Origin of the sequence: Xanthomonas nasturtii (assembly GCF_023337365.3) — a bacterium.
GTDB classification, from domain to species: domain Bacteria; phylum Pseudomonadota; class Gammaproteobacteria; order Xanthomonadales; family Xanthomonadaceae; genus Xanthomonas; species Xanthomonas nasturtii.
Genome location: NZ_CP142084.2, coordinates 416276 through 439007, shown reverse-complemented (window position 1 = coordinate 439007; position 22732 = coordinate 416276). Strand labels below are relative to the sequence as shown.

The 22732-nt window shown below is 67.0% G+C and carries 21 protein-coding genes and 1 pseudogene; 8 read left to right on the top strand and 14 right to left on the bottom strand.

Annotation, left to right across the window (positions count from 1 at the left end):
- Window positions 1–70: 70 nt before the first annotated feature.
- Both bioC and lpxO read left to right on the top strand, forming a co-directional pair.
- On the top strand, window positions 71–955 hold the full coding sequence (bioC, locus tag M3O59_RS01900) for a malonyl-ACP O-methyltransferase BioC (RefSeq protein ID WP_116905852.1): 885 nt from the start codon (window positions 71–73) through the stop codon (window positions 953–955).
- 245 nt (window positions 956–1200) lie between these two features.
- Window positions 1201–2106 (top strand): lipid A hydroxylase LpxO, encoded by a 906-nt coding sequence (gene lpxO, locus M3O59_RS01895; RefSeq protein WP_064632934.1) that lies wholly within the window; start codon window positions 1201–1203, stop codon window positions 2104–2106.
- 94 nt (window positions 2107–2200) lie between these two features.
- On the opposite strand, the gene M3O59_RS01890 is transcribed toward lpxO, so the two are convergent.
- Genes M3O59_RS01890 through M3O59_RS01880 form a run of 3 tightly spaced genes read right to left on the bottom strand, consistent with a single transcriptional unit; the run spans window position 2201 to window position 4224 of the window.
- Window positions 2201–2620 carry a nuclear transport factor 2 family protein gene (locus M3O59_RS01890; protein WP_116905851.1) on the bottom strand — a complete coding sequence of 140 codons (420 nt, stop codon included), beginning with the start codon at window positions 2618–2620 and terminating at the stop codon, window positions 2201–2203.
- A 42-nt stretch (window positions 2621–2662) separates the two neighbouring features.
- The gene (locus M3O59_RS01885) at window positions 2663–3280 is read right to left on the bottom strand and encodes a YdcF family protein (protein WP_116905850.1); all 618 of its coding nucleotides are present in this window, start codon (window positions 3278–3280) and stop codon (window positions 2663–2665) included.
- Complete coding sequence (locus M3O59_RS01880; RefSeq protein ID WP_064632926.1) at window positions 3265–4224, bottom strand: pyridoxal-phosphate dependent enzyme; 960 nt, start codon at window positions 4222–4224, stop codon at window positions 3265–3267. The genes M3O59_RS01885 and M3O59_RS01880 overlap by 16 nt, the downstream gene beginning before the upstream one ends.
- 156 nt (window positions 4225–4380) lie before the next feature.
- Here M3O59_RS01880 and M3O59_RS01875 point away from each other — a divergent pair, with 156 nt between their 5' ends.
- The 3 genes from M3O59_RS01875 to M3O59_RS01865 all read left to right on the top strand — a co-directional run bounded on the left by M3O59_RS01875 (window position 4381) and on the right by M3O59_RS01865 (window position 8245).
- Complete coding sequence (locus M3O59_RS01875; RefSeq protein ID WP_064632924.1) at window positions 4381–4854, top strand: hypothetical protein; 474 nt, start codon at window positions 4381–4383, stop codon at window positions 4852–4854.
- 569 nt (window positions 4855–5423) lie between these two features.
- On the top strand, window positions 5424–7328 hold the full coding sequence (gene mnmG, locus M3O59_RS01870; RefSeq protein ID WP_116905849.1) for a tRNA uridine-5-carboxymethylaminomethyl(34) synthesis enzyme MnmG: 1905 nt from the start codon (window positions 5424–5426) through the stop codon (window positions 7326–7328).
- 206 nt (window positions 7329–7534) lie between these two features.
- Window positions 7535–8245, top strand: a complete 711-nt coding sequence (locus M3O59_RS01865) for a DUF2490 domain-containing protein (protein ID WP_116905848.1) — start codon at window positions 7535–7537, stop codon at window positions 8243–8245.
- 290 nt (window positions 8246–8535) lie between these two features.
- Here the strand turns inward: M3O59_RS01865 and M3O59_RS01860 are convergent.
- Window positions 8536–9274, bottom strand: a pseudogene (locus M3O59_RS01860) (alpha/beta hydrolase).
- Between the two features lie 649 nt (window positions 9275–9923).
- Window positions 9924–10784, bottom strand: coding sequence for a PA4780 family RIO1-like protein kinase (locus tag M3O59_RS01855; RefSeq protein WP_064632916.1), 861 nt, complete (start codon window positions 10782–10784; stop codon window positions 9924–9926).
- Between the two features lie 148 nt (window positions 10785–10932).
- Here M3O59_RS01855 and M3O59_RS01850 point away from each other — a divergent pair, with 148 nt between their 5' ends.
- Window positions 10933–11793: an IclR family transcriptional regulator domain-containing protein gene (locus tag M3O59_RS01850; RefSeq protein ID WP_064632914.1), complete on the top strand. Its 861-nt coding sequence runs from the start codon at window positions 10933–10935 to the stop codon at window positions 11791–11793.
- Between the two features lie 229 nt (window positions 11794–12022).
- Here M3O59_RS01850 and M3O59_RS01845 read toward each other — a convergent pair whose 3' ends face one another.
- The 9 genes from M3O59_RS01845 to M3O59_RS01805 all read right to left on the bottom strand — a co-directional run bounded on the left by M3O59_RS01845 (window position 12023) and on the right by M3O59_RS01805 (window position 20321).
- Window positions 12023–12949 (bottom strand): alpha/beta hydrolase, encoded by a 927-nt coding sequence (locus M3O59_RS01845; protein WP_147308497.1) that lies wholly within the window; start codon window positions 12947–12949, stop codon window positions 12023–12025.
- Between the two features lie 158 nt (window positions 12950–13107).
- Window positions 13108–13533 (bottom strand): 4-carboxymuconolactone decarboxylase, encoded by a 426-nt coding sequence (gene pcaC / locus M3O59_RS01840; RefSeq protein ID WP_116905847.1) that lies wholly within the window; start codon window positions 13531–13533, stop codon window positions 13108–13110.
- A 27-nt stretch (window positions 13534–13560) separates the two neighbouring features.
- Complete coding sequence (gene pcaD / locus M3O59_RS01835; protein ID WP_116905846.1) at window positions 13561–14343, bottom strand: 3-oxoadipate enol-lactonase; 783 nt, start codon at window positions 14341–14343, stop codon at window positions 13561–13563.
- Window positions 14344–14353: 10 nt separating this feature from the next.
- Window positions 14354–15706, bottom strand: coding sequence for a 3-carboxy-cis,cis-muconate cycloisomerase (locus tag M3O59_RS01830; RefSeq protein WP_116905845.1), 1353 nt, complete (start codon window positions 15704–15706; stop codon window positions 14354–14356).
- Between the two features lie 350 nt (window positions 15707–16056).
- Window positions 16057–16620 (bottom strand): protocatechuate 3,4-dioxygenase subunit alpha, encoded by a 564-nt coding sequence (gene pcaG, locus M3O59_RS01825; protein ID WP_064632904.1) that lies wholly within the window; start codon window positions 16618–16620, stop codon window positions 16057–16059.
- Between the two features lie 4 nt (window positions 16621–16624).
- Window positions 16625–17353, bottom strand: a complete 729-nt coding sequence (pcaH, locus tag M3O59_RS01820) for a protocatechuate 3,4-dioxygenase subunit beta (RefSeq protein ID WP_064632901.1) — start codon at window positions 17351–17353, stop codon at window positions 16625–16627.
- 114 nt (window positions 17354–17467) lie between these two features.
- The gene (pcaF, locus tag M3O59_RS01815) at window positions 17468–18676 is read right to left on the bottom strand and encodes a 3-oxoadipyl-CoA thiolase (protein WP_116905844.1); all 1209 of its coding nucleotides are present in this window, start codon (window positions 18674–18676) and stop codon (window positions 17468–17470) included.
- Window positions 18673–19461, bottom strand: coding sequence for a CoA-transferase subunit beta (locus M3O59_RS01810; RefSeq protein ID WP_116905843.1), 789 nt, complete (start codon window positions 19459–19461; stop codon window positions 18673–18675). Before M3O59_RS01810 ends, pcaF begins: the two co-directional genes overlap by 4 nt.
- Window positions 19458–20321 (bottom strand): CoA transferase subunit A, encoded by an 864-nt coding sequence (locus M3O59_RS01805; RefSeq protein WP_116905842.1) that lies wholly within the window; start codon window positions 20319–20321, stop codon window positions 19458–19460. The genes M3O59_RS01810 and M3O59_RS01805 overlap by 4 nt, the downstream gene beginning before the upstream one ends.
- Before the next feature lie 250 nt (window positions 20322–20571).
- Here M3O59_RS01805 and M3O59_RS01800 point away from each other — a divergent pair, with 250 nt between their 5' ends.
- Both M3O59_RS01800 and M3O59_RS01795 read left to right on the top strand, forming a co-directional pair.
- Window positions 20572–21648 (top strand): aromatic ring-hydroxylating dioxygenase subunit alpha, encoded by a 1077-nt coding sequence (locus tag M3O59_RS01800; RefSeq protein WP_116905841.1) that lies wholly within the window; start codon window positions 20572–20574, stop codon window positions 21646–21648.
- 100 nt (window positions 21649–21748) lie between these two features.
- The gene (locus M3O59_RS01795) at window positions 21749–22732 is read left to right on the top strand and encodes a PDR/VanB family oxidoreductase (RefSeq protein WP_116905840.1); all 984 of its coding nucleotides are present in this window, start codon (window positions 21749–21751) and stop codon (window positions 22730–22732) included.

Genomic DNA, 22732 nt, shown 5'->3' with positions numbered 1-22732 from the left:
CCCGGCCCATCGCCGGTACGCACCACACACGATTCCCTCCGCCCCGGCCAGCGGCGACAATAGCGGCGCCATGAACAGTACCTTCGACCCCCGCCACGTCCGGCGCGCCTTTGCGCGTGCCGCCAGCAGTTATGCCGCCGCCGCCGCGCTGCAACGCGAAGCAGAAACGCGCCTGCTCGAATCGCTCGACTACCTGGGCGCGCAGGTGCCCAAGGTGGTGCTGGATGTCGGCGCCGGGCCCGGCCATGCCAGCGGCGCGATCAAGAAGCGCTGGCCCAAGGCGCAGGTCATCGCGCTGGATCAGGCCATGCCGATGCTGCGCCAGGCGCGCAAGGCAGCCGGCTGGTGGAAGCCGTTCGCGCAGGTCTGCGCCGATGCGCGCGCGCTGCCCGTCGCCGACGGCAGCGTGGATGTGATCTTCAGCAATCTGTGCCTGCAGTGGGTGGAAGACCTGCCGGCCGTGTTCGCCGGTTTCCGCCGCGCGTTGCGGCCGGGCGGGCTGCTGCTGTGCTCCACCTTCGGCCCGGATACGCTGATCGAATTGCGCGAAGCCTTTGCGCAAACCGACCCGGCCCCGCATGTCAGCCGTTTTCCGCCAATCGCCCAGTTCGGCGATGCGCTGCTGATGTCCGGCTTCCGCGACCCGGTGCTGGACCGCGACCTGTTCACCCTGACCTACAACGACCTGCCCGCGCTGATGCGCGAACTGCGTGCGATGGGCGCCACCAATGCGCTCAGCAACCGCCGCGCCACCCTGACCGGACGCGGCCGCTTCGCTGCCGCCAGCGCTGCCTACGAACCGCTGCGACGGCCGGACGGCACCCTGCCCAGCTCCTGGGAAGTGATCTACGCGCATGCCTGGGCGCCGGCGCCGGGCGCACCCATCCGCGAACATGGGCACGACATCGCCAGCGTGCCGGTGAGCGCAATCCCGATCCGCCGCCGCATCGACTGAGCGGCGGTACAGAAGGCCGCTCGCCGCGCAGCCACTGCCGGTGAGACACAGAGTATTGCGCCCACGCTGATGCCCAGGTGCCAGGCGAGGCGGCCACACTTGCTAGAATTCTGAAATGATCGGCCACGGTTTCCTGCTGCGGCCCACACTGTTCGATGGTGTCTACCGACACGGCGCAGCACTGCGCGCGCTTGTTGGCAGCCACTCTTACGTTTGCGGCCTCCGCCCCCCAATCGGCCTCCCCCATGTTGAAGTGGCTTCTCATCGCGCTGTTCATCGCATCGGCGCTCTATATCCATTACCGCGGTCGCGTGCGGCACCGGCTCAGCCGGCAGCTGCTGGACCATTCCACCTTCATGGCCCCCGTCAACACGCTGATGTACCTGTGTTCGCGGGTGCCGACCACGCCGTTCATCGACCCGGGCAAGGAATTTCCGGAACTGGTGCCGCTACGCGCCAACTGGTCGCTGATCCGCGACGAAGCGGTGGCGCTGCAGCAGATGCAGAAGATCCGCGCCGCCGACGGCTATACCGACATCGGCTTCAATTCGTTCTTCCGCCGTGGCTGGAAGCGCTTCTATCTGAAGTGGTACGGCACCGCCCACCCGTCGGCGGCCGAGCTGTGCCCGCAGACCACCGCGTTGCTGAAATCCATTCCCACGGTGAAGGCGGCGATGTTTGCCGAACTGCCGCCGGGCAGCGAACTGCGCCCGCACCGCGATCCGTTCGCAGGCTCCATGCGCCTGCATCTTGGCCTGGCCACGCCCAACGACGACCGTTGCTTCATCGATGTCGACGGCCAGCGCCACAGCTGGCGCGATGGCGAATGGACCATGTTCGACGAGACCTACATCCACTACGCGCGCAACGACACCGACCAGGACCGCATCATCCTGTTCTGCGACATCGAGCGCCCGATGCGCTGGCGCTGGGCAGCGGCGGCGAACCGTTTCGTCGGCCGCAGCCTGCTCTCGGCCGGCGCCTCGCCCAATCAGGAAGGCGACAAGACCGGCGGCATCAACCGCGTGTTCCGTTATTTCTACGCCGCGCGCCTGAAGGCCAAGGCGCTGAAGGAACGCAACAACCCGCTGTACCAGGTGCTCAAGTGGAGCATCTTCGTGCTGGTGGTGGCCGGCATCGTGTTGCTGTAACCCGGACCACCGCCTGGGAGCGCGCTTGCGCGCGATGACGCGTTACCGGGAATGCCTCGTCGCGCGCAAGCGCGCTCCTACACAGCGCTGACACTCAGCGCGATACCTGCGCGATCCATTCCTGCAGGTTGTAGTAGTTGGTGACACGGGTGATCTTGTCGCCCTGCACGTCGAAGAACGCACCGCCCGGCAGCACATAGGTCTGCCCGGTGGCTTCCGGCAGGCCTTCGTCGGTGGTGTGGTAGACGCCGTGCACCACGTACTCGGCACCTACGCGGGTGCCATCGTCGTTGGCAATGATCACCACATCGCGCAGCTGTTCGCGGTAACTGTCGTTCATGCGCTGCAGGAAGGCGGCAAATTCCGCACGCCCGATTTCGCGCGCACCCTGATTGAGGTCGTGGGCCACGTCGTCGGCCAGGAACACCAGCATGGCATCCCAATCGCCGCGGTTGAAGGCATCGTAATAGGCCTGGACCAGGCCGATGGCGCGTTGCCGGTTGCTCTCGCTCATGCTCGAACCTGCCGCTGGGAAAGCCGCATCATAGGCTCGCAGTCACGGCCCTTGCACCACCAGATCGCGGTGGAAGTAATAGACCTCCTGCAACAGGAAGCGCCAACTGGTGTGGAAGCTGCGAAAGCGCGTGCTGGGCGTGGACGAGGCCAGCGCATCCACGCCCAGCTCCTGGCTCAGCCGCAGCGCGCGCGCCATGTGCAACGGGTCGCTGACGATGATCGCCCGATGCATGCCGTGCCGCTCCATCAGCGTGCGCGCCTGTTCCAGATTCTGCCGGGTGGTGCGTGAAGCGGTTTCGATCACGATGGCTTCCGGCGGGATGCCGTGGCGCAGCGCATAGCGCCGGGCCACCTGCGATTCGGCAAAGCGCGCACCATTGCCGAAGCCGCCGGTGAACAACAGCCGTGGCGCATAGCCCTGCGCGTATAGATCCAGCGCATGCCGGATGCGTTCTTCGAACACCGGCGAAGGGCGCGCATCGTAGGCGGCCGCACCCAGCACGATGATCACATCGGCCGGCGCGGCCTGATCGCGGTCGCCAACCCACACGATCCAGCCTGCCACCGCCACCAGCCAGATCAGCGCCAGCATGCACAACCGCCAACCCCAGCCCCACAGGCCGAGCCCGCGCGAGCGCCTGCTCACGCCGCAGCCCATGGCAAGGCATCCAGATCCACATTGCCGCCGGACAGGATCAGCCCTACCCGCCGCCCGGCGAAGCGTGCCGGTTCGGCCAATACCGCGGCCAGGGTGATCGCCGACGACGGCTCGACCACCTGCTTGAGCACCTGCCAGAGCAACCGCATCGCCTGCACCACCGCGGCATCGTCGACGGTGATCACCTGTGCACCGGCCTGCTGCAGCAGCGCGAAGTTGGGCACGCCCAGGCTGCCGCGCAGGCCGTCGCAGACGGTCTCCGGAACGAAATCGACCAGCCGCTGCCCGGCCGCCAACGAGCGCGCGGTGTCGGCCGCGCCAGCCGGCTCGGCCAGCACCAGCGCGCAGCCCGGAGCGTTACCCAGCGCCAGCGCGGCCCCGGCCGCCAGCCCGCCACCGCCGACCGGCGCCACCAGCACGTCCAGCCCATCGCTTTGATGCAGCAGCTCCAGCGTGGCGGTGCCCTGCCCGGCAATCACGGCCGGATCGGTGTACGGGTGCACCAGCGTGGCGCCGCTGCTGGCCTGCACCTGCGCGCACAGCTGCTCGCGTGCGGCGATGGTCGGTGCGCAACGCCACAGCGTGGCACCGTGGCGGGAGATATTGGCCAGCTTGGCCGCCACCGCGCCTTCGGGCACCACCACGTGGCAGCCAATGCCACGCGTGCGTGCGGCGAGCGCCAGTGCCGCGCCATGATTGCCGGACGAATGGGTCACCACACCGCGCGCTGCCAGCGCGTCCGGCAGCGACCACACCGCATTACAGGCGCCGCGGAACTTGAATGCGCCACTGCGCTGCAGATGCTCGGCCTTGAAGAACAACTGCGCGCCGCTGAGCGCATCCAGGCTATGCGAGGTCAGCAACGGTGTCGGCGCGCAGTGCGGCGCGATCCGCGCAGCGGCTTGCAGGACGTCGGAATGGGCAAGAGGGACCGGATCGATCATGCCTGCAAGATTAACGTATGCCCCCTCTTCACGGGTCGCACGCACTGCCGCCGCGCATGCTGGATCGATGACGAAGCGCCGCGTTGCCGCACAATTAAGGACCGATTCAATGCATCGGTTCGAAAGTGACACCATGGTTGCAGGAGGGCACCATTCATGAAATTCCGTCTGATCTTTGCCGCCGGGCTGCTGGCCCTGGGTGGCTGCGCAACGTACGACTACACCGGCGGTGGGTCGGGCGGCTATTACCGTGGTGCCCCTGCCGTGCAGTATCGCTATCCACCCGGCTACTCGCCTTACTGGTACGGCAGCCCGTACGGTGTGCCGTATGGCTATGGCGCCGGGTCGATCGGCCTGTACGACTATCCGGTGTACCCGGTCTATCGCGGCGGCGGCGGTTACTACTACCGGCAGAACGATCGCCGCCCGCAGTACCGCCCGCCACGTCCGAACGGCTCGTTCAACAACGGTCCGCGCCCCGGCGGCTCACGTCCGCAGCGGCCCAACCGGCCACCGGCCACCGGTGCACCGCCATCGCGGCCACCGCCGCGGATCGGCGCACCGCCACGGGTGATCCGTGAGATCCAACGGCAAACCGCACCACGTAACACACGCGGGCAGATTCCTTGAGCTGCTGACTGCGACACGGCCCACAATTGAAGACATTGGGGGCTTGCGTTCAGCCAGCGATTGGCCGCAAGCTGGGTGCTCTGTGTGACCCGCCACGTCATCTTCTGACCGGGCCCGCCTCACTGACCGACTCATGTCGATGTCCGACAGGGAAATCTGGATCCCCCCTGTTCCGGCCCTGTCGGATATCGGCGCCTACAACGCAGAAAGCCCCGGCACGCCGGGGCTTTCTGTTTTTGTCTGGATGATGCTCTGCAAGCGCTGCAGCGTGGCAAGGCCCAGCCGCGGCCCCTACGCGGAAAAAAATAAGGGTCGGCAGTCCCCCGACTACCGACCCTTACGCTACCCCATCGCACGCGCGGCTGGCCCCTGTTCCAATTCCAGCCTTTGCGCCCATGTCGCAATGCCACGACAGGTGCAGTAGGGATATCCGCACGAAACATGCCAACTTGAGGATCACTGTTGCGAAATGTGACTTTAGTCACATTTTTTATGAATTGATGACCTCCACTGCCCTTCAGCCGATACTTCCGCGGCCGTTTTCCCCTTTCCGCTCTCAGTCCACACCCATGTCCGACTCTTTCTATCGCTACGACGTCATCGTGATCGGCGGCGGCCACGCCGGCACCGAGGCCGCACTGGCGTCTGCCCGCGCCGGTACGCGCACCTTGCTGCTCACCCACAACATCGAGACGGTGGGCGCGATGAGCTGCAACCCGGCCATCGGCGGGATCGGCAAGGGGCACCTGGTCAAGGAGATCGACGCGCTCGGCGGCGCGATGGCCCGCGCAGCGGATCTGGCCGGCATCCAGTGGCGCACGCTCAATGCCTCCAAGGGGCCGGCGGTGCGGGCCACCCGCTGCCAGGCCGACCGCAACCTCTATCGCAACGCGATCCGCCGCATCGTCGAAGCCCAGCCCAACCTGACCGTGTTCCAGGCGGCGGTGGACGATCTGATCATCCACAACGGCGCCACCGAAGCAGACAGCGTGCGCGGGGTCATCACTCAGACCGGGCTGCGCTTCGAGGCCCCGGCGGTGGTGCTGACCGCCGGGACGTTTTTGGCCGGCAAGATCCATGTCGGCGAAACCCAGTACGCGGCCGGGCGCATGGGTGACCCACCGGCCACCACGCTGGCCGCACGCCTGCGCGAGCGGCCGTTCTTGATCGACCGGCTCAAAACCGGCACGCCGCCGCGCATCGATGGGCGCACGCTCGACTACGGCGTGATGACCGAACAACCCGGCGACGACCCGCTGCCGGTGATGTCGTTCATGGGCCAGCGCAGCGACCATCCGCGCCAGGTCAGCTGCTGGATCACCCACACCACCGAGCAGACCCACGACATCATCCGCAGCGCGCTGCATCGCTCGCCGCTGTATTCGGGGCAGATCGAAGGCATCGGCCCACGCTACTGCCCGTCGATCGAAGACAAGGTGGTGCGCTTCGCAGAGAAGACCAGCCACCAGATCTTCGTCGAGCCCGAAGGCCTGGAAGTCACCGAGATCTATCCCAACGGCATTTCCACCTCGCTGCCTTTCGATGTGCAGCTGGCGCTGGTGCGCTCGATTCGCGGCTTTGCAAACGCGCATATCACCCGCCCCGGCTACGCCATCGAGTACGACTTCTTCGACCCGCGCGGGCTCAAGGCCTCGTTGGAAACCAAGGCGGTGGGCGGGCTGTTCTTCGCCGGGCAGATCAACGGCACCACCGGTTACGAAGAAGCCGCCGCGCAGGGCCTGCTGGCCGGGCTCAATGCGGCGCGCCGCGTGCAGGGCCTGCCGGCGTGGTCGCCGCGCCGCGACGAGGCGTACCTGGGCGTGCTGGTCGACGATCTGATCACCCACGGCACCACCGAGCCGTACCGCATGTTCACCAGCCGGGCCGAATACCGGCTGCAGCTGCGCGAGGACAACGCCGATGCGCGCCTGACCGGGGTCGGTCGGGAGATGGGCTTGGTCGACGACGCACGCTGGGCGCGGTTCGCGCACAAGCAGGAGGCGGTGCAGCGCGAAACGGCGCGCTTGTCGGCGCTCTGGGCGACGCCGGGCAATGCCCTCGGCCGCGAGGTGGCCGTCGCGCTGGGCGTGGCGGTCAGCCGCGAGACCAACGTGCTGGATCTGATCAAGCGCCCCGAGCTCAACTACGCCAGCTTGATGCGGGTGCCGTCGCTGGGACCGGGCGTGGACGATGCGCAGGTGGCCGAGCAGGTCGAAATCAGCGTCAAGTACGCCGGTTATCTGGATCGCCAGCGCGACGATATCGCGCGGCAGCAACGTCACGAAACCACGCCGATCCCCGACGGCTTCGATTATGCCGGCGTGCGCGGCCTGTCGATCGAAGTGCAACAGAAGCTCGAACGCGTGCGCCCGCAGCATATTGGCCAGGCGCAACGCATTCCCGGCATGACGCCGGCGGCGATCTCGCTGCTGCTGGTGCATCTGGAGCGCGCGCGGCGCAGCCAGGTGGCGTAATCGACACGCCGGTCGCTGTCCGTCGTCGGCGATCGGCCGGTCACACCTGTTTTGAAGACCGCAGTCACCGCTGCTTCAGCACAAAACGATGGAATGGCCCGATTCACGAAGACCCGGGCGAGCAAAGGCGATTTGAGCCAACCAAACGGTCGAAGCAAACTCAAAAGTTGTTGCTATGATTTGCCAACGCCGACACATTTCACTAAATGAACGCATTTGGCACGTTACTGACGGCAACATTTCGCTTCGCCTGCCCCTTCCTGTTGCTGACACTGGCGAGTATTTCGCCGGCGCAGGCCAATACCGAAGAAGACGGGCGTTACTGGCTGAGCATTTATGCGCAGGGCAAGCTGCCGGTCGAAAACCTGTACTGGAGCATGGATGTGCACCCGCGCTGGCGCGAGGAAGGCGAGCAGTTCGACCAGCTGATTTTGCGCCCTGCGGTGTTCTATCGACTCAATGCCAAGGCCAGTGTCTGGATGGGCTACGACACCATCATCAGTCATCCGGCCGGGCAGCCGTCCAATCGCGAAAATCGCTGGTGGGGGCAATTTCAATACCAGTTCGACCCGATTGCCAATATCTCCATTACCAGCCGGACGCGTCTGGAACAGCGCCACCGCGAAGACTTCAGCGATGAAGGCTATCGCGTGCGGCAGATGATCCGGGCGGTACGCCCGAGCCGGTTCAGTCCGCAACTGTCCTGGGTGGCGTTCAACGAACTGTTCGTCAATCTGGATCAGACGCAATGGGGGGCGCGCCGCGGTCTCGACCAGAACCGCGCCTTTGTCGGCATCAACTGGAAATTCAATGCCATTGCCAACGCCGATATCGGTTATCTGAATCAGTTCGTCAACACGCGTGCGGTAGATCGCGAGAACCACGTGTTGATGACCACATTCCGGTTCAATTTCTGATCGGCAATTGCCGATAGGCAGCGTTGCATCGCAACGTCGAGTCGCTGCGTGTCTTCGACACTCAAACGCGTGAAGCCGGCGCGCTTGCCGGCCACGGCTGCGCGCGACCGAGAATGTCGCCGCAGCCATCGTTGCGGGCAGCGATCGGGTGGCGCCGGGCACTGCACCGACGCGATGGTTGCAGGCAGTTGTCGCATCGCGCGCGCGCAGTGAGTGACTGGCGCAGGGCAAAGTCCGATCGCTCGCCGCCGCTGCGGCAACACGTGTAGCGACACGGCTGCCGCTCGGTGTCATGCAGCCCTGCGTTCGATCGCGGGCAGCAGGCGCTGGCGTAGCGTCAACGCCGCCAGCTCCAGCGTTTCGTCCGCCGCGCGCAGGACGCCGCCCATGTCGATGAAGCCGTGGATCATGCCGGGAAAGCTGTGCAGCGTGACTTCCACGCCGCAGGCACGCAGACGTTCGGCATAGGCGCGGCCTTCGTCGTAGAGCATGTCGCGGTCGCCCACGACGACCAGTGCAGGCGCAACGCCGGCAACGGCCGGCACCAGTATCGGCGAGACGCGCCAATCATTGGCGACTGCCATGTCGGGCAGCAGGTGACGGTTGAAGAAGTGCACCGCCACTGCGGTCAGCGGCGGCAAGCCGGCATTGAGCGAACGCGATGGATACGGACCGCTGTCCTGGCGTGCGTCGGTGAGCGGATATACCAGCAACTGACAGCGCAAGGCGATTCCGGCATCGCGCGCGGCCAGCGCCGCAACGGCGGCCATGGCGCCACCGTTGCTGTCGCCGAAGATCGCCAGCCGCTGCACATCGGCACCCACCGCGGCGGGCTGGGCGACCACCCATCGCAGGGTGGCGATGACATCTTCCACGCCTGCGGGTGCGGGGTGTTCCGGGGCGAGCCGATAATGGATGGCCAGCAGCTGGCAGCGGGCGCGCGCCTTCGACCGGCAGGGTTTCCATGGGCGGTTGCGCTGCCTCTTGCAGCTGGGCGAACAGACGCGCGACATCGGGATCAAACGACATGACGAACTCTCCGGAAGACAGGGGCCGAGCCTGCCAGAGAGTTACGACCCATCACTATCTCAGTCGCGAACGGTTTTTGCCTGGCGTAGTGGCATGGCTGCATAGACCGGCGCAACCCTGGTGCTGCCCGGCCATGTCGTCGCGCCGAGACAGCCTGCGCGGTTGGCGAGCGTGGATGCGATCCAGCGCGAGGGGCGAGGGTTTGCTGCGCTGCATCGCAACCGGTGCACTGATGCAGGGCCTACCCGCAGGCCGCAGCGACACGCGACAGCGCGCGCTGGTGAGATCGCACCAAGGGACGACGCAGGGCCGGAAGCACGGCGCTGCGCATCAGGCAGGTGCAGCGGGGGTTGGTGAAGTTGGTGCGGCGAGCGACATACAGCAAGCGACATGCAGCGTGCAGTGGCGGCGCCCGGCGTAAGACGTGGCTACTCAAGCGTCGCGCCTGTCGTCTGTTCGGCGCATGACATGCGCGTGCGCCATCGCCTGCACCACACCCCGCCAGAGCGGCTGATCACACGTCGCGAGCACTCAACAGCCGACTGCGCATAGCGCGCTGATAACCGCCATGTCCGCAGCGAGGCAGACCGCGTCGAACACACCGACCACGCGCGCCTGGCGGTACGCCTAGCAGAGGTGTTTGCAGTTATCAGTCATTGTCTTCGGCAGCTGCCTCGCGGCCTTGCTGGCGGATGAGATTTTCCTGGCGTGCGTCTTCGATCGAAGCGCGGATGGCGCGCACGTCGGCGCGCTTGGTGTCGAACTTGAAGCGGCCGGTGAGCGTACTGTCCGGGCGCAACTCGCCCTTCTCGAACAGCGCCCACATTTCTTCGCCGTAATAGGTGTCCAGCAGCTCCGGTGCGAAGCGGCCCAGGCAGTCGCGCAGGTTGTGCACGTCGCGCAGTAGCATGTCGCGCGCGGCATTGTTGCCGGCCGCGCTGACCACCTGCGGGAAGTCGATCACCACCGGGCCCTCGGGCGAGACCAGCACGTTGTATTCGGACAGATCGCCGTGCACCAGGCCCAGCGACAGCATCTTGACCACGTCGCCGATCAGGCTGGTGTGGAAGTCGCGCGCCTGCTCCGGCTCCAGTTCCACTTCGCCCAGCCGCGGTGCGCTGTGGCCGGCTTCGTCGGTGACCAGGTCCATGAGCAGCACGCCGTGGAAGTAGCCGCGCGGCTTGGGCACGTGCACGCCGGCGTCCACCAGCTGGTAGAGCGCATCGGCTTCGGTGTTCTTCCAGGCGGTCTCGGCTTCCTTGCGGCCGAACTTGGTGGCCTTGCCCATCGCACGCGCCTGACGGCTGCCACGCACCTTGCGGCCTTCCTGGTATTGCACGCGCGCCTGGAAACTGCGTTGCGCCATGTCCTTGTAGACCTTGGCGCACAGGATGTCGGCGCCTGCGCTGACCACGTAGACGGATGCTTCCTTGCCGCTCTTCAGTGGTCGCAACACTTCGTCGATGACGCCATCGTCGATCAGCGGTTGCAGGCCCTTGGGGGTTTTCATGGACTAAGCGCACCGATCCGGAACAAACCAGCCACGATTATGCGGCAAGCAGGGTGAAGCGCTTACATGCCCACGCACAGACTGTGAGCGGGGGCATGCAGTGGCGCGAGCGCTTACCATGCACAGGACCTGTCAGCACCGTACTCCTATGCCCGAGCCCGCCTCCAACCGCCGCAAACGTCCCGCCCCCGCCGTTGCGGCCGGTAGCGAGCGCGGTCTGCCGCACGAGCTGATGCAGCAGATCGCCGCCGCCCAGGGCGACCCGGACTTCATGACCTCGCTGGGCCGCGGGCTGGTGGTACTGAGCGTGTTCGCCCAGCACGCGCGCGAAGTGACGATGTCGCAGATCAGCCTGGAAACCGGTATCTCGCGCGCGGCGGTGCGGCGGGTGCTGCATACGCTGGCCAAGCTGGGCTATGTCGGCGAGCAAGGGCGTGGCTATGTGTTGCTGCCGCGCGTGCTGGGCATCGGCGGGGCCTACGCGGCGTCTTCGTCGATGACCGCAGCAGCGCAGCCGGTGCTGGACGGGCTGCGCGACCAACTGCACGAATCGTGCTCACTCGGCGTGCTGGATGGCGACGACCTGCTGTATGTGGCACGTGCGGAAACGGTACGCATCATGTCGATCGGGCTGCGCCCGGGCACGCGGCTGCCGGCCTATTGCACCTCGATGGGCCGGGTGCTGCTGGCCGCCCTGCCCGGCGACACCTTGCAGGCGTATCTGGAACGCACCACCTTGCGTCCGCGCACCGATCGCACCGTGACCCAGGCCTCGGCACTGCTGGACGTGCTGGCGCGCACGCGCCGCGAAGGCATGTGCCTGACCGATCAGGAACTGGAAATCGGCCTGCGCTCGATCGCCGTGCCGGTGCGTAACCTGCGCGGCGAGGTGATCGCCGCGCTCAACATCGGCGCGCAGGCCGGACGCGTGAGCCTGCAGACGATGCAGACGCAGCTGCTGGAACCGCTGAAGCAGGCGGCGCAGCGGTTGGGGGCGTTGTTGAGCTAGTGCGGGCCTGCACGGTGCGTGCAATGCGTGGTGTTCGATATCCGGGAGACGGTCCACGCACTCGGTCCGCTGCAACGCAGGCGACGACGATCGGCGCGCGCGTGGTCATGTTCGAGCAGCGCATGACCGACGCCTGCATTGCATCAGCGCGGGTGGATCACCTGTGCGTGGCCGACGCCGACGCTAGCCACACGCCTCCACCGCGCACTGCTGCGCGGGCACACCGGCTTCAGCGCGGACGACGCAGGAAGCTCACCACTGCGTCCACCCACGCGGCGTGACTGTCTTCGACCTGCGCCACATGGTCGGCGTGCGGCAGGGTCACCCAACTGCGGTCTTCGCTACGCAGGCGCGCGTACAGATGGGCGTTGTCGGCCTGGGTAGCGATCGGGTCGTCGACGCCGCGCAACAGCAACACCGGCAATGCCGCGACCTGCTCGGGCCGGAAGGCGAACTGCTCCATCGCGCGCCAGTCGGTGCGTACCGGGTCTGCTGCGAGGGCCTGCGCAACATAGGCCGCACGCACGCCCGGCGGCGCCGCGTTGACGGTGATGAAATCTTCGCCGGCTGCCGCCGCCGTGGTGGGTGCACGCAACGGCCGATCTGCCGATACCGCTGGTGCGGGCGGCGCATCCACATCGTCCGGAAAGCCGAACAGCACCAGCGCAGACATCGCCTGCGGCTGCTGCTGCGCGAGCAGTAACGCCACCCGTGCGCCGTTGGAATAGCCCAGCACTGCCGGCGGCGGCAGGCCGGGATGGGTGCGTGCGACCCAGGCCAGCACGTTGCGGACATCGGCCACGGCGCGGGCGGGCGTATTCCAGCCAGTGCGGTCGCGCGCGCTGCCGCCGTAGCCGCGCAGGTCCACCGCGTAGGCGGCATAACCGGCCTGCGCAAGCGCTGCCAGGACAGAGCGCGCATCGCGCGGCTCGCCGGGCACCTGCAAGTCGAAATTGGGCAGCGCGCTCCAGGTGCGGCCATGCACCAGCACGATCGTGCCACGCGGCTGCGCGGGCACCCGCGACCACACCGCCAGCGGCTGGCCATCATCGGCGCGCACCTGCGACAACGCGGTGCCGGGGCCGGGCTGCGGTTGTGCGTGCAGCGTTGCGGTGGTCAGCAGCAACAGCAGCAGGCAGGGAAATCGATGCGGCATGCGATGGCTCGGGATGCGGTGGGTAAGAGCGCTAACGACACGTAGCGCGCAGATGTCAGGCGGATGCGGACGCGCGCCCGGAACCGCAACGAGTACACATGCCGCATCGAACACCCGCCGCGCCCGGCGTTAGTGAACCCAGTCGTTTGTCATCCGCTTCAAGTCCGACCTTCCCCGGGTTGCTCCGCTGCCGCTGTGCCGGGCTTGGCGGCCTGCTCTTCCAGGATTGGCCTGGCGAGCGCAAAGGCGTGGTTGGCGGCCGGTACGCCGCAGTAGATCGCTGCCTGGAGCAGCACTTCCTTGATCTGCGCAGGCGTGACGCCGTTGTTGCGCGCCGCACGCACGTGCAACTTGAATTCCTCGTCGTGGCCCAGCGCGACCATCATCGACAAGGTGATCAGCGAACGGGTGTGCGCCGGTAGGCCGTCGCGGGTCCAGATGCTGCCCCAGGCGTAACGGGTGATCAGGTCCTGGAATTCGTCGGTGAGGTCGCTGCGGGCGGCCAGGGCGCGGTCGACATGCGCATCGCCAAGGACGCGCCGGCGCTCACGCAGGCCGGCCTGATAACGCTCGTCTTCGTGCATGGTGTGTCCTTGCATGGTGGGGGAAGCTCAGCCGGCCTGAAGAAAGCCCAGCACTGCGTCGTTGAACGCAGCCGGCGATTCCAGGTTGCAGATGTGGCGGCCGGGCACCTGCGCGTAGTGACCGTCCGGTGCGGCGTAGGCGATCTCGCGCAGGTTCGGCGGCGGGCACACCGGGTCGTCGTCGCCGGCCAGGGCCAGCAGCGGCAGATTCAGCCCGTCCAATGCGCCGCGGAAATCTGCCTCGGCCACCGCCTGACAGCAGGCGATATACCCGGCCGGCGAGGTGGACACGAACGCGGCGGCGATCATGTCCAGACGCTGTGCGTGGCTGATGGCAAATTCCGGCGTAAACCAGCGTTGCAGGGTGGCATCGATCAGCATCGGCAGGCCTTCGCTGCGGACCTGCTCGATGCGGGTTTCCCAGGTGGCGGTGCTGCCGATCTTCTGCGCGGTGGCGCACACCACCAGCCGGCGCAGGCGCCGTGGTGCATGCAGGCCCAGCCATTGCCCGGTGAGGCCGCCGATCGACAGGCCACAGAAATCGCTTTGCGCAACACCCAGCGCGTCCCACAGCGCCAGGACGTCCTGGCCCAGGTCGGCGACGCTGTACGGGCCAGGCGGCGCATCCGAATAGCCATGGCCGCGGCGGTCGTAGCGCAGGATGCGGTAGTGCGGGGCGAAGGCTTCGATCTGCACGTCCCACATGTGCAGGTCGGTGCCGAGCGAATTGCAGAAGGTCAGCCAGGGGCGTCCTTCGGTGCCGTCCAGGCGGTAATGCAGGCGATGCGTGGGCAACTGGAGATAAGCCATCGAAGCACCGTCAACAGGAAGAAGATCCAGCCAGCACGCGGTCGATCCAGACCGAGGACATGCCGCGCCAACTGTCGTTATCGAACACCGCCTGCAGTTGCGCGTGCGTGAGCACCGCGCTTACCTGCGCGTCTTCGCCAAGCACCTCGCGCAAATGCCGCTGCTGCGCCTGCGCGCGTAGCACCGCCTGCTCCACCAACGCGTGCGCCTGCGGTTTGCCCAGCTGCGGCGCGAGCGCGAACACCGCCGCCTCGGCGTAGAGCAGCCCGCCGTGGCTATCCAGATGTGCATGCATGCGCGCGCGGTCCAGTTCCAGAGCGGACAGGCACAGCTGCATCTGCGCCAGGCTGCCGGCGGTCAGGCAGACAATCTGCGGCAAGGTCTCCCACTCGGCATGCCATTGCCCGGCCGCGCGCTCATGTGGCTGCGCCATGGCGCTGAACAAGGTGGCGACCAGGCCCGGCACGCGGGTGGCTGCGGCAATCGCCGCCACGCTGGACACCGGATTGCGCTTGTGCGGCATCGCCGATGAACCGCCCTTGCCTGCAGCGGCAGGCTCGAACACTTCGCCCACTTCCGACTGCATCAGCAACACCACATCGCCACCGATCTTGCCCAGCGTGCCGGCAAGCAGGCCGAACGCGCAGCCGACCTCGACGATGCGGTCGCGCGCGGTGTGCCAGGGCAACGCCGGCAATGGCAGCTCCAAGGTGCTCGCCAGTGCCTGCGCCACCTGCAGGCCACGCTCCTGCAGCGAAGCCAGGGTGCCGGCGGCGCCGCCGAACTGCAGCACCAGCGCATCCTCGCGCAGCGCCTGCAGTCGTTGTTGCGCGCGCTGCAGCGCGTCCAACCAGCCGGCCACCTTGAGCCCGAAGGTCACCGGCACCGCCTGCTGCAGCAGGGTGCGCCCAGGCAGGCCGGTGTCGCGTTCGCGTGCGGCCAGCGCCGCCAGGTCGGCGCACAGGTGCTGCAGACGCGGCAGCAGCAGATCGAGTGCGGCGTGCAGCTGCAGCACCGTGCCGGTATCGATGACGTCCTGGCTGGTGGCGCCCCAATGCACCCAGCGCGCGGCGGCGCTGTCGTGTTCGGCCACCCGCGCGGTGAGGGCCTTGACCAGCGGAATGGCAGGGTTGCCGGCCAGCGCCGTGGCCTGCGCCAAGCCGGCCATATCGTAGTGCTGCACAGCGCAGGCAGCGGCAATGGCCTGCGCGGCGTCGGCGGGAATGACACCACACTGCGCCTGCGCACGCGCAAGCGCCGATTCGAAGTCCAGCATTGCCTGCACACGCGCCGCATCGTCGAACAACGCGTCGCACGCAGGCTCACCGAACAAGGATTCCAACAGCGAAGATGTCGCACTCATGCATTGCATCTCTAGGCGTGGCGGCAGCATCGCATCGATGTGCGGAGGTGCCAACTAGACGAAAGGGCAATGCGCCGGGTGCGCCTGCCACTGCCCGGTCGAGGTAGGTGACGCCGCACGTGCCTCGCATGCGCGTGCGACCGGGCACGTACGCGTGTGCTTGCCAAGGCGCACACCGGCGTCGCTGGACGCGTGAGGCGCCATCGTGCGTCGCCTGCCCGCACGCGGCTTGGCATTCCCCAAGCAGCGTGTATGCCTGCAAGAGGCGACCGGATCCTCGTTGGATAAAGACCTGCCGGCGTAACGCCGCACGGATCCGACACGCGCACGCTTCACCATCCAGGTACGGATCAATACCGGAAGAACACCGTCTCCGCAGCGCCCTGCATGTGGATGTCCCAGGCGTAGGCGCCGCGTTCGCGCGGCTGGGCGAGCAAGGTGGCGCGCCGCTCGGCCGGCACCAGCGCCAGGATCGGGTCGCTGCCCAACTGCGGGTCGTCGGCGAAATACAGCCGCGTCGAGACCCCACGCAACAGGCCACGCATGAACACCAGTACGCTCAGATGCGCCGCCTGCAGCGTGCCGTCCGGGCCGGCCACCCGGCCCGGCTTGATGGTGCTGAAGGAAAACCGCCCGCTCGCGTCGGTGGGCACGCGGCCCCAGCCGTCGAAGCTGGCGTCATGCGCAGCGCAGCGGGCATCGGCCGCATGCGCATAGATGCCGGCCGCATCGGCTTGCCACACTTCCAGCACGGCATCGGCCACTGGCGCGCCGGCGCCATCGAAGATGCAGCCGCTGATCTGCACCGGCGTTCCGGCGGCCTGCGTGGATGCAATCTGCGTGCGATACAGCGGCTCCAGCCCAAGCCGGTAATACGGGCCGACGGTTTGCGACGGCGTTGCGTGCAGGCTCATCGCGTCACTCCCAGACCGTTTGCTTGCGACCGCGCAAGACGATGTCGAAGCGGTAGGCCAGCGCGTATTCGCTGATGGCATTTTCCCAATCGAAACTGGACACCATGCGTTCACGCGCCAGCGCATCGTCGACGCAGTTGTAGATGGGGTCGTGCGCCAGCAACGGGTCGCCGGGGAAATACATCTGGGTGATCAGCCGCTGCCCGATGCCGTCGCCATGCAACGAAAAATGGATATGCGCCGGCCGCCAGGCATTGTAGTGATTGCGCCACGGGTAGGCGCCCGGCTTGATGGTCTTGAAGCTGTAGCGGCCGTGGGCGTCGGTGAGCACCTGGCCGGTGCCACGGAAGTTGGGGTCCAGCGGTGCGTCGTGCTGATCGCCTGCGTGCTGGTAGCGGCCGGCGGCGTTGCATTGCCACACTTCCACCACGCTGTTGCGCACCGGCCTGCCGTTTTCGTCGAGCACGCGGCCTGAAACGATGATGCGTTCGCCCAGCGGTGCGCCGCTGAAACCTGCAGTGAGATCGGCGGCGTGCTCGCCCAGGGTGAGCCGATCCAGGCGCGGGCCGGTGACTTCCGACAGCGTGACCGGCAGATCGATCGGCGCACGCGTGGGCCCGCGCAAGGCGGTCGAGGCGTACGCCGGATGCAGGTAGGCCGGCTGCGTGCCAAGCCGGCTGCGGCGGTAGCCGAGCAGCGGATCGATTGGTGGCTCAGAAGCGGAGTCGCGCATGCTGCATCTCCATCGGTTGCGCTACGGCGGGGTTGAGAATGCTGGCGTCGACACTGCGCATGTCGAAAACCTCATGGGTGCGCGGCAACGGCAGCCGTGGTTGCAACGGGCACATCACAGGCGCTCGATCGCCAGCGCCACGCCCTGGCCAACACCAATACACATGCTGGCCAAGCCGAACCGCCCGTTGCTGGCTTCCAGCTGGCGCAGCAGGGTCAACGCCAGCCGCGCGCCGCTCATGCCCAAGGGGTGACCGAGCGCGATGGCGCCACCGTTGGCATTGACGTGCGCGGCATCGTCGGCCAACCCGAATGCACGTGTGCAGGCCAGTGCCTGCGCGGCGAACGCTTCGTTGAGTTCGATCGCATCGAATTGCTCCAGACGCAAATTCAATCGTGCCAGCAGGCGCTGCGTGGCCGGTACCGGGCCGATCCCCATGTACGCCGGCTCCCCCCCCGCCGATGCGAACCCCAGCACCCGCGCGCGCGGGGTCAGCCGATGCGTCTGCACGGCCTGCGCAGAGGCCAGCAGCAAGGCGGCGGCGCCGTCGTTGAGGCCGGAGGCATTGCCGGCGGTCACGGTGCCGGGCTGGCGGAAGACCGGCTTGAGCTTGGCCAGCATTTCGGCGGTGGTGTTCGGGCGTGGCGCTTCGTCGTATTCCACGGTAACGGCATCGCCGCCCTTGCGCGCGGCCACCGGCACCGAGGTGATTTCCGCATCGAAGAAGCCGGCCGCCTGGGCGGCGGCGACGCGTTGCTGGCTGCGCAGCGCGAAGGCGTCCTGATCCTCGCGCGCAATGGCATGACGCTGGGCCACGTTTTCTGCGGTTTCGCCCATCGATTCGGTGCCATAGGCGGCCTGCAGGCGCGGATTGATGAAGCGCCAGCCCATGGTGGTGTCCTCCAGCTGCTGGGTGCGGGCGAAGGCGCTCTCGGCCTTGCCCATCACCCACGGCGCACGCGACATCGATTCGACACCGCCGGCAATCGCAAGGCCCAGTTCGTCGGCACGGATGCCGCGCGCCACCGTGCCGATCGCATCCAGCCCCGAACCGCACAGGCGGTTGAGCGTGCTGCCCGGCACCGAAGACGGCAGGCCTGCCAACAGAAGGCTCATGCGCGCGACATTGCGATTGTCCTCGCCGGCCTGGTTTGCGCAGCCCAGGTAGACATCGTCGATGGCGGTCGGGTCCAGCTGCGGATGCCGGGCCAGCAACGCGGCGATCGGCACCGCGGCCAGGTCGTCGGCGCGCACGCTGGACAAGGCGCCGCCATAACGGCCGATCGGCGTGCGGATGCCATCGATCAGATACACCTCGCTCATGCCTCCGCTCCCGCTGCCTGGGCACCGTGCGCCGCATCGGTACGCGCCTGCAGTGCGCGCAATGCGTCCAGTTCGGTGGGGCTGGGCGGCGTGGTCTGCGCGAGGTCTGCGGCAAACCGGATTGGCCAACCGGTGGCCGCGCTGACCTGCTCGCGGGTCGTTCCGGGGTGCAGCGAGGTGACGGTGAGTTCGCGGGTCACGGGGTCGGGCTCCATCACGCACAGGTCGGTGACGACCACGGTGGGGCCGGCGCCGCGCAGGCCGGCACGCGCACGCGCGTCGCCACCATCCAGATGTCCGACCGTGGTGATGAAGTCCAGCGCCGGCACGAAACTGCGTCTGGATTGGCGAATGATGATGAACACCTGTTTGGCGCTGGCGGCAATCTCCGGCGCGCCACCGGCGCCGGGAAGGCGCGTTTTCGGCGCGTCGTAGGGGCCGATTACGGTGGTGTTGAGGTTGGCGTGGCGGTCGATCTGCGCCGCGCCCAGAAAGCCCACGTCCACGCGCCCGCCCTGCAGCCAGTAGCGGAAGATCTCCGGCGTGGACACCACGGTGTCGGCAGTCTCGGCCAGCTCGCCGTCGCCGATCGACAACGGCAGCACCTGCGGGCGCGCACCGATCGGGCCGGATTCATAGATCAGCGTGACATCCGGCGCATGCGTGAGCCGGGCCAGATTGGCCGCGGTGGAGGGCAACCCGATGCCGACAAAACACACCGCGCCATCGGGCAGGCGGCGCGCAGCGGCCACCGTCATCATCTCGTTGGTGCTGTAGGCGCTCATGCGGCCACCTGCTGCTGCGAGTGCGCGTAGACGCGCTGAAACCCGGCAAAATCGTCGGTATCGAGAATATGCGCCTGGATCCAGGCCTGAAAGCGCGCACGGTCGCGTGCGAGCGCATCCCAGGCCAGATAGAAGCGGTTGTCGCGTGCGTAATAGCCATGTGCGTACGAAGGCGCGGCACCACCGGGAACGACGCAGACCGCATCGACGACCCAGCGCGGCAGAATGCAGGCGTTGGGTAGCGCGTCGAGGGTGTCGACGATCTCTTCCACCGTCACGATCACCTTGCGCGCCGCCAGCGCGGCTTCTTTCTGCACGCCCAGAATGCCCCACAGCAACACATTGCCGCGGCGGTCGGCCTGCTGGGCGTGGATCACCGTGACATCGGGAGTGACCGCCGGCGTGGTTGCCAGCGTTTCGCCGGTGTAGGGGCATTGCAGGAACCTGATGCTGTCGTTGACGCGCGGCAGGTCCGAGCCCACGTAGCCGCGCAAGACCGCAAACGGCAACCCCGAGGCACCGGCCACGTAGGCATTGGCCATGTCGGCGTGGCTGTGTTCACGGATCTGCAGCGGTTGCGGCCAGGCGTGTTCGACCGCATCGCGCAGCCGATGCAGCGAGCCCACGCCCGGGTTGCCGCCCCAGGAAAACCGCAGCGCCGCAGCGCAACCGGCGCCGATCAACTGGTCGTAGATCAGGTCGGGCGTCATGCGCACCAAGCGCAGCGCACGCTTGTGCTGGCGGATCACCTCGTGCCCGGCTGCATGCGGAATCAGATGGGTGAAGCCTTCCATCGCCACGCAATCGCCATCGGCGATCAACTGCGACACCGCGTCCGCAAGAGAGACGATTTCGGCCATTGCTTACCTTCCAGTGCAGCGAGCGTGGGGTCACGGTAGGCGCAGCCGGTGCGCCGGTCAATCCGATAATCGGTGCATTAAATCGATAATCGCACAATTTCGATGGGGCGGTAACGCGCCCACATTGTCTCCGGTGTATACATAACTTCGCTTGCAAGCAGACGCCAGCGTTGCCATGCGCGTTCACTGGTTGCCGGCCGGCGCATGCCGCGTCGCACCCAGGTTGCCTACTCACCCAGGAGTCACGGTCATGTCGCAGTCCAAACCGCTGTTTCCCCTCAATGCGTGGTACGCCGTTGCCTGGGACCACGAGATCAAGCACGTGCTCAGCCCGCGCAAGATCTGCAACCTGGATGTGGTGGTGTACCGCACCACCGCCGGTGCGGTGGTCGCGCTCGAAGACGCGTGCTGGCACCGGCTGGTGCCGTTGTCGATGGGCAAGCTGCGCGGCGACGATGTGGTGTGTGGCTATCACGGGTTGGTCTACAACACGCAGGGGCGCTGCGTGCACATGCCCTCGCAGGAAACCATCAACCCCTCGGCCTGCGTGCGCAGCTTTCCGGTTGCCGAGAAGCACCGCTACGTGTGGATCTGGCCGGGCGACCCGGCCAAGGCCGACACGCGCCTGATCCCGGATCTGCACTGGTCGCACGACCCGGCCTGGGCCGGCGACGGCCGCACCATCTACGCCAAGTGCGACTACCGGCTGGTGCTGGACAACCTGATGGACCTGACCCACGAGACCTTCGTCCACGGCTCCAGCATCGGCCAGGACGAAGTGGCCGAAGCACCGTTCGATGTGGTACATGGCGATCGTGGCGTCACCGTGTCGCGCTGGATGCACAACATCGACCCGCCGCCGTTCTGGGCCGGGCAGATCGCCCGTCATCTGGATTACCGGGGCAAGGTCGATCGCTGGCAGATCATCCATTTCGAGGCGCCCGGCACCATTGCCATCGATGTGGGCGTGGCCATCGCCGGCACCGGTGCGCCGGAGGGCGACCGCAGCCAGGGCGTCAACGGCTACGTGCTCAACACCATCACGCCCGAAACCGACACCACCTGCCATTACTTCTGGGCGTTCATGCGTAACTACGCGCTGCACGACCAATCGCTGACCACGCTCACGCGCGAAGGCGTGACAGGCGTCTTCGGCGAAGACGAAGCGGTGCTGGAGGCGCAGCAACGCGCGATCGATGCGCACCCGGATCACACCTTCTACAACCTCAACGTGGATGCCGGCGGCATGTGGGCGCGGCGGGTGATCGACCGCCTGATCGCGCAGGAGCAGCGCGCGCAGGATCTGTCGCTGCGCATGGTGGGCTGAGTACGTCGCATGCCGCCAGCCATGTCATCGACCACAGCGATTCACCGCACCGCCATCACCGCCGGCGCCGGCCGGCACGCCTCATTGCCTGGAGCCCCTCATGCGTAAAGACACCCAGTGGCATCGCGCCCACGTCGTCAGCATCGCCGACGCCTGCCCGGGCGTGCGCGAAATCGTGCTCGATCCCGGCACCGCCGCGCGCAGCTTCGAGGTCGGCAGCCATGTGGATTTTCGCGTGCAGCTGCATGGGCGCGAGGATGTGCGCTCGTACTCGCTGGTGGGCGAGCCGCGCGCCGATGGGTACTACCAGATTGCGGTACGGCAGATGCCCGACAGCCGCGGCGGCTCGCTGCACATGTGGACGCTGGCGCCGGGCGATGTGGTGGAAATGTCGCCGCCCAGCAACAACTTCCCGCTGGATGAAAGCGGTGAGGAAATCCTGCTGATTGCCGGCGGCATCGGCATCACGCCGATCATCGGCATGGCGCAGCGGCTGGCGCGTCGTCACCCCGCGTTTCGCCTGCTGTATGCCGGCCGCTCGCGCAACGCCATGGCCTATGTCGACACCCTGGAAGCGCTGCTGGGCGAACGTCTGCAACTGCAATGCGACGACAGTGCCGGCCAGCTCGACCTGGCTGCCGAGCTGGCGCGGCTCTCGCCCAATGCCGAGGTCTATGTGTGCGGCCCGCTGGGCATGCTCGAAGCGGTGCGCCAGCACTGGCACGCTGCCGGGCGGACGCGTGCGCGGCTGCACTTCGAAACCTTCGGCAACAGCGGGCGCGTGCCGGCGCAGGCGTTCGTGGTGAAGTTGCCGGGGTTGGGCCTGGAAGTGCCGGTGGCGGAAAACGAATCGATGCTGGATGCGTTGGCCAATGCCGGAGTGGAGCTGATCGCCGAATGCCGGCGTGGCGAATGCGGCCTGTGCGCGGTGGAAGTGCTGGACAGCGCCGCCGATATCGATCACCGCGACGTGTTCTTCAGCGACGAACAGCGCCGCGAGAATCGCAAGCTGTGCGCCTGCGTGTCGCGCGCGGTGGGCGGCAGCATCAGCATCGATACCGGCTATCGCAGCGAACTGGGCTAA

What these genes read in the sequence shown, in the direction of transcription:
- bioC (WP_116905852.1), top strand. Translation starts at nt 71, where the DNA reads ATGAACAGTACCTTCGACCCCCGCCACGTCCGGCGCGCCTTTGCGCGT.
- lpxO (WP_064632934.1), top strand. Translation starts at nt 1,201, where the DNA reads ATGTTGAAGTGGCTTCTCATCGCGCTGTTCATCGCATCGGCGCTCTAT.
- M3O59_RS01890 (WP_116905851.1), bottom strand. Translation starts at nt 2,620, where the DNA reads ATGAGCGAGAGCAACCGGCAACGCGCCATCGGCCTGGTCCAGGCCTAT.
- M3O59_RS01885 (WP_116905850.1), bottom strand. Translation starts at nt 3,280, where the DNA reads ATGGGCTGCGGCGTGAGCAGGCGCTCGCGCGGGCTCGGCCTGTGGGGC.
- M3O59_RS01880 (WP_064632926.1), bottom strand. Translation starts at nt 4,224, where the DNA reads ATGATCGATCCGGTCCCTCTTGCCCATTCCGACGTCCTGCAAGCCGCT.
- M3O59_RS01875 (WP_064632924.1), top strand. Translation starts at nt 4,381, where the DNA reads ATGAAATTCCGTCTGATCTTTGCCGCCGGGCTGCTGGCCCTGGGTGGC.
- mnmG (WP_116905849.1), top strand. Translation starts at nt 5,424, where the DNA reads ATGTCCGACTCTTTCTATCGCTACGACGTCATCGTGATCGGCGGCGGC.
- M3O59_RS01865 (WP_116905848.1), top strand. Translation starts at nt 7,535, where the DNA reads ATGAACGCATTTGGCACGTTACTGACGGCAACATTTCGCTTCGCCTGC.
- M3O59_RS01855 (WP_064632916.1), bottom strand. Translation starts at nt 10,784, where the DNA reads ATGAAAACCCCCAAGGGCCTGCAACCGCTGATCGACGATGGCGTCATC.
- M3O59_RS01850 (WP_064632914.1), top strand. Translation starts at nt 10,933, where the DNA reads ATGCCCGAGCCCGCCTCCAACCGCCGCAAACGTCCCGCCCCCGCCGTT.
- M3O59_RS01845 (WP_147308497.1), bottom strand. Translation starts at nt 12,949, where the DNA reads ATGCCGCATCGATTTCCCTGCCTGCTGCTGTTGCTGCTGACCACCGCA.
- pcaC (WP_116905847.1), bottom strand. Translation starts at nt 13,533, where the DNA reads ATGCACGAAGACGAGCGTTATCAGGCCGGCCTGCGTGAGCGCCGGCGC.
- pcaD (WP_116905846.1), bottom strand. Translation starts at nt 14,343, where the DNA reads ATGGCTTATCTCCAGTTGCCCACGCATCGCCTGCATTACCGCCTGGAC.
- M3O59_RS01830 (WP_116905845.1), bottom strand. Translation starts at nt 15,706, where the DNA reads ATGAGTGCGACATCTTCGCTGTTGGAATCCTTGTTCGGTGAGCCTGCG.
- pcaG (WP_064632904.1), bottom strand. Translation starts at nt 16,620, where the DNA reads ATGAGCCTGCACGCAACGCCGTCGCAAACCGTCGGCCCGTATTACCGG.
- pcaH (WP_064632901.1), bottom strand. Translation starts at nt 17,353, where the DNA reads ATGCGCGACTCCGCTTCTGAGCCACCAATCGATCCGCTGCTCGGCTAC.
- pcaF (WP_116905844.1), bottom strand. Translation starts at nt 18,676, where the DNA reads ATGAGCGAGGTGTATCTGATCGATGGCATCCGCACGCCGATCGGCCGT.
- M3O59_RS01810 (WP_116905843.1), bottom strand. Translation starts at nt 19,461, where the DNA reads ATGAGCGCCTACAGCACCAACGAGATGATGACGGTGGCCGCTGCGCGC.
- M3O59_RS01805 (WP_116905842.1), bottom strand. Translation starts at nt 20,321, where the DNA reads ATGGCCGAAATCGTCTCTCTTGCGGACGCGGTGTCGCAGTTGATCGCC.
- M3O59_RS01800 (WP_116905841.1), top strand. Translation starts at nt 20,572, where the DNA reads ATGTCGCAGTCCAAACCGCTGTTTCCCCTCAATGCGTGGTACGCCGTT.
- M3O59_RS01795 (WP_116905840.1), top strand. Translation starts at nt 21,749, where the DNA reads ATGCGTAAAGACACCCAGTGGCATCGCGCCCACGTCGTCAGCATCGCC.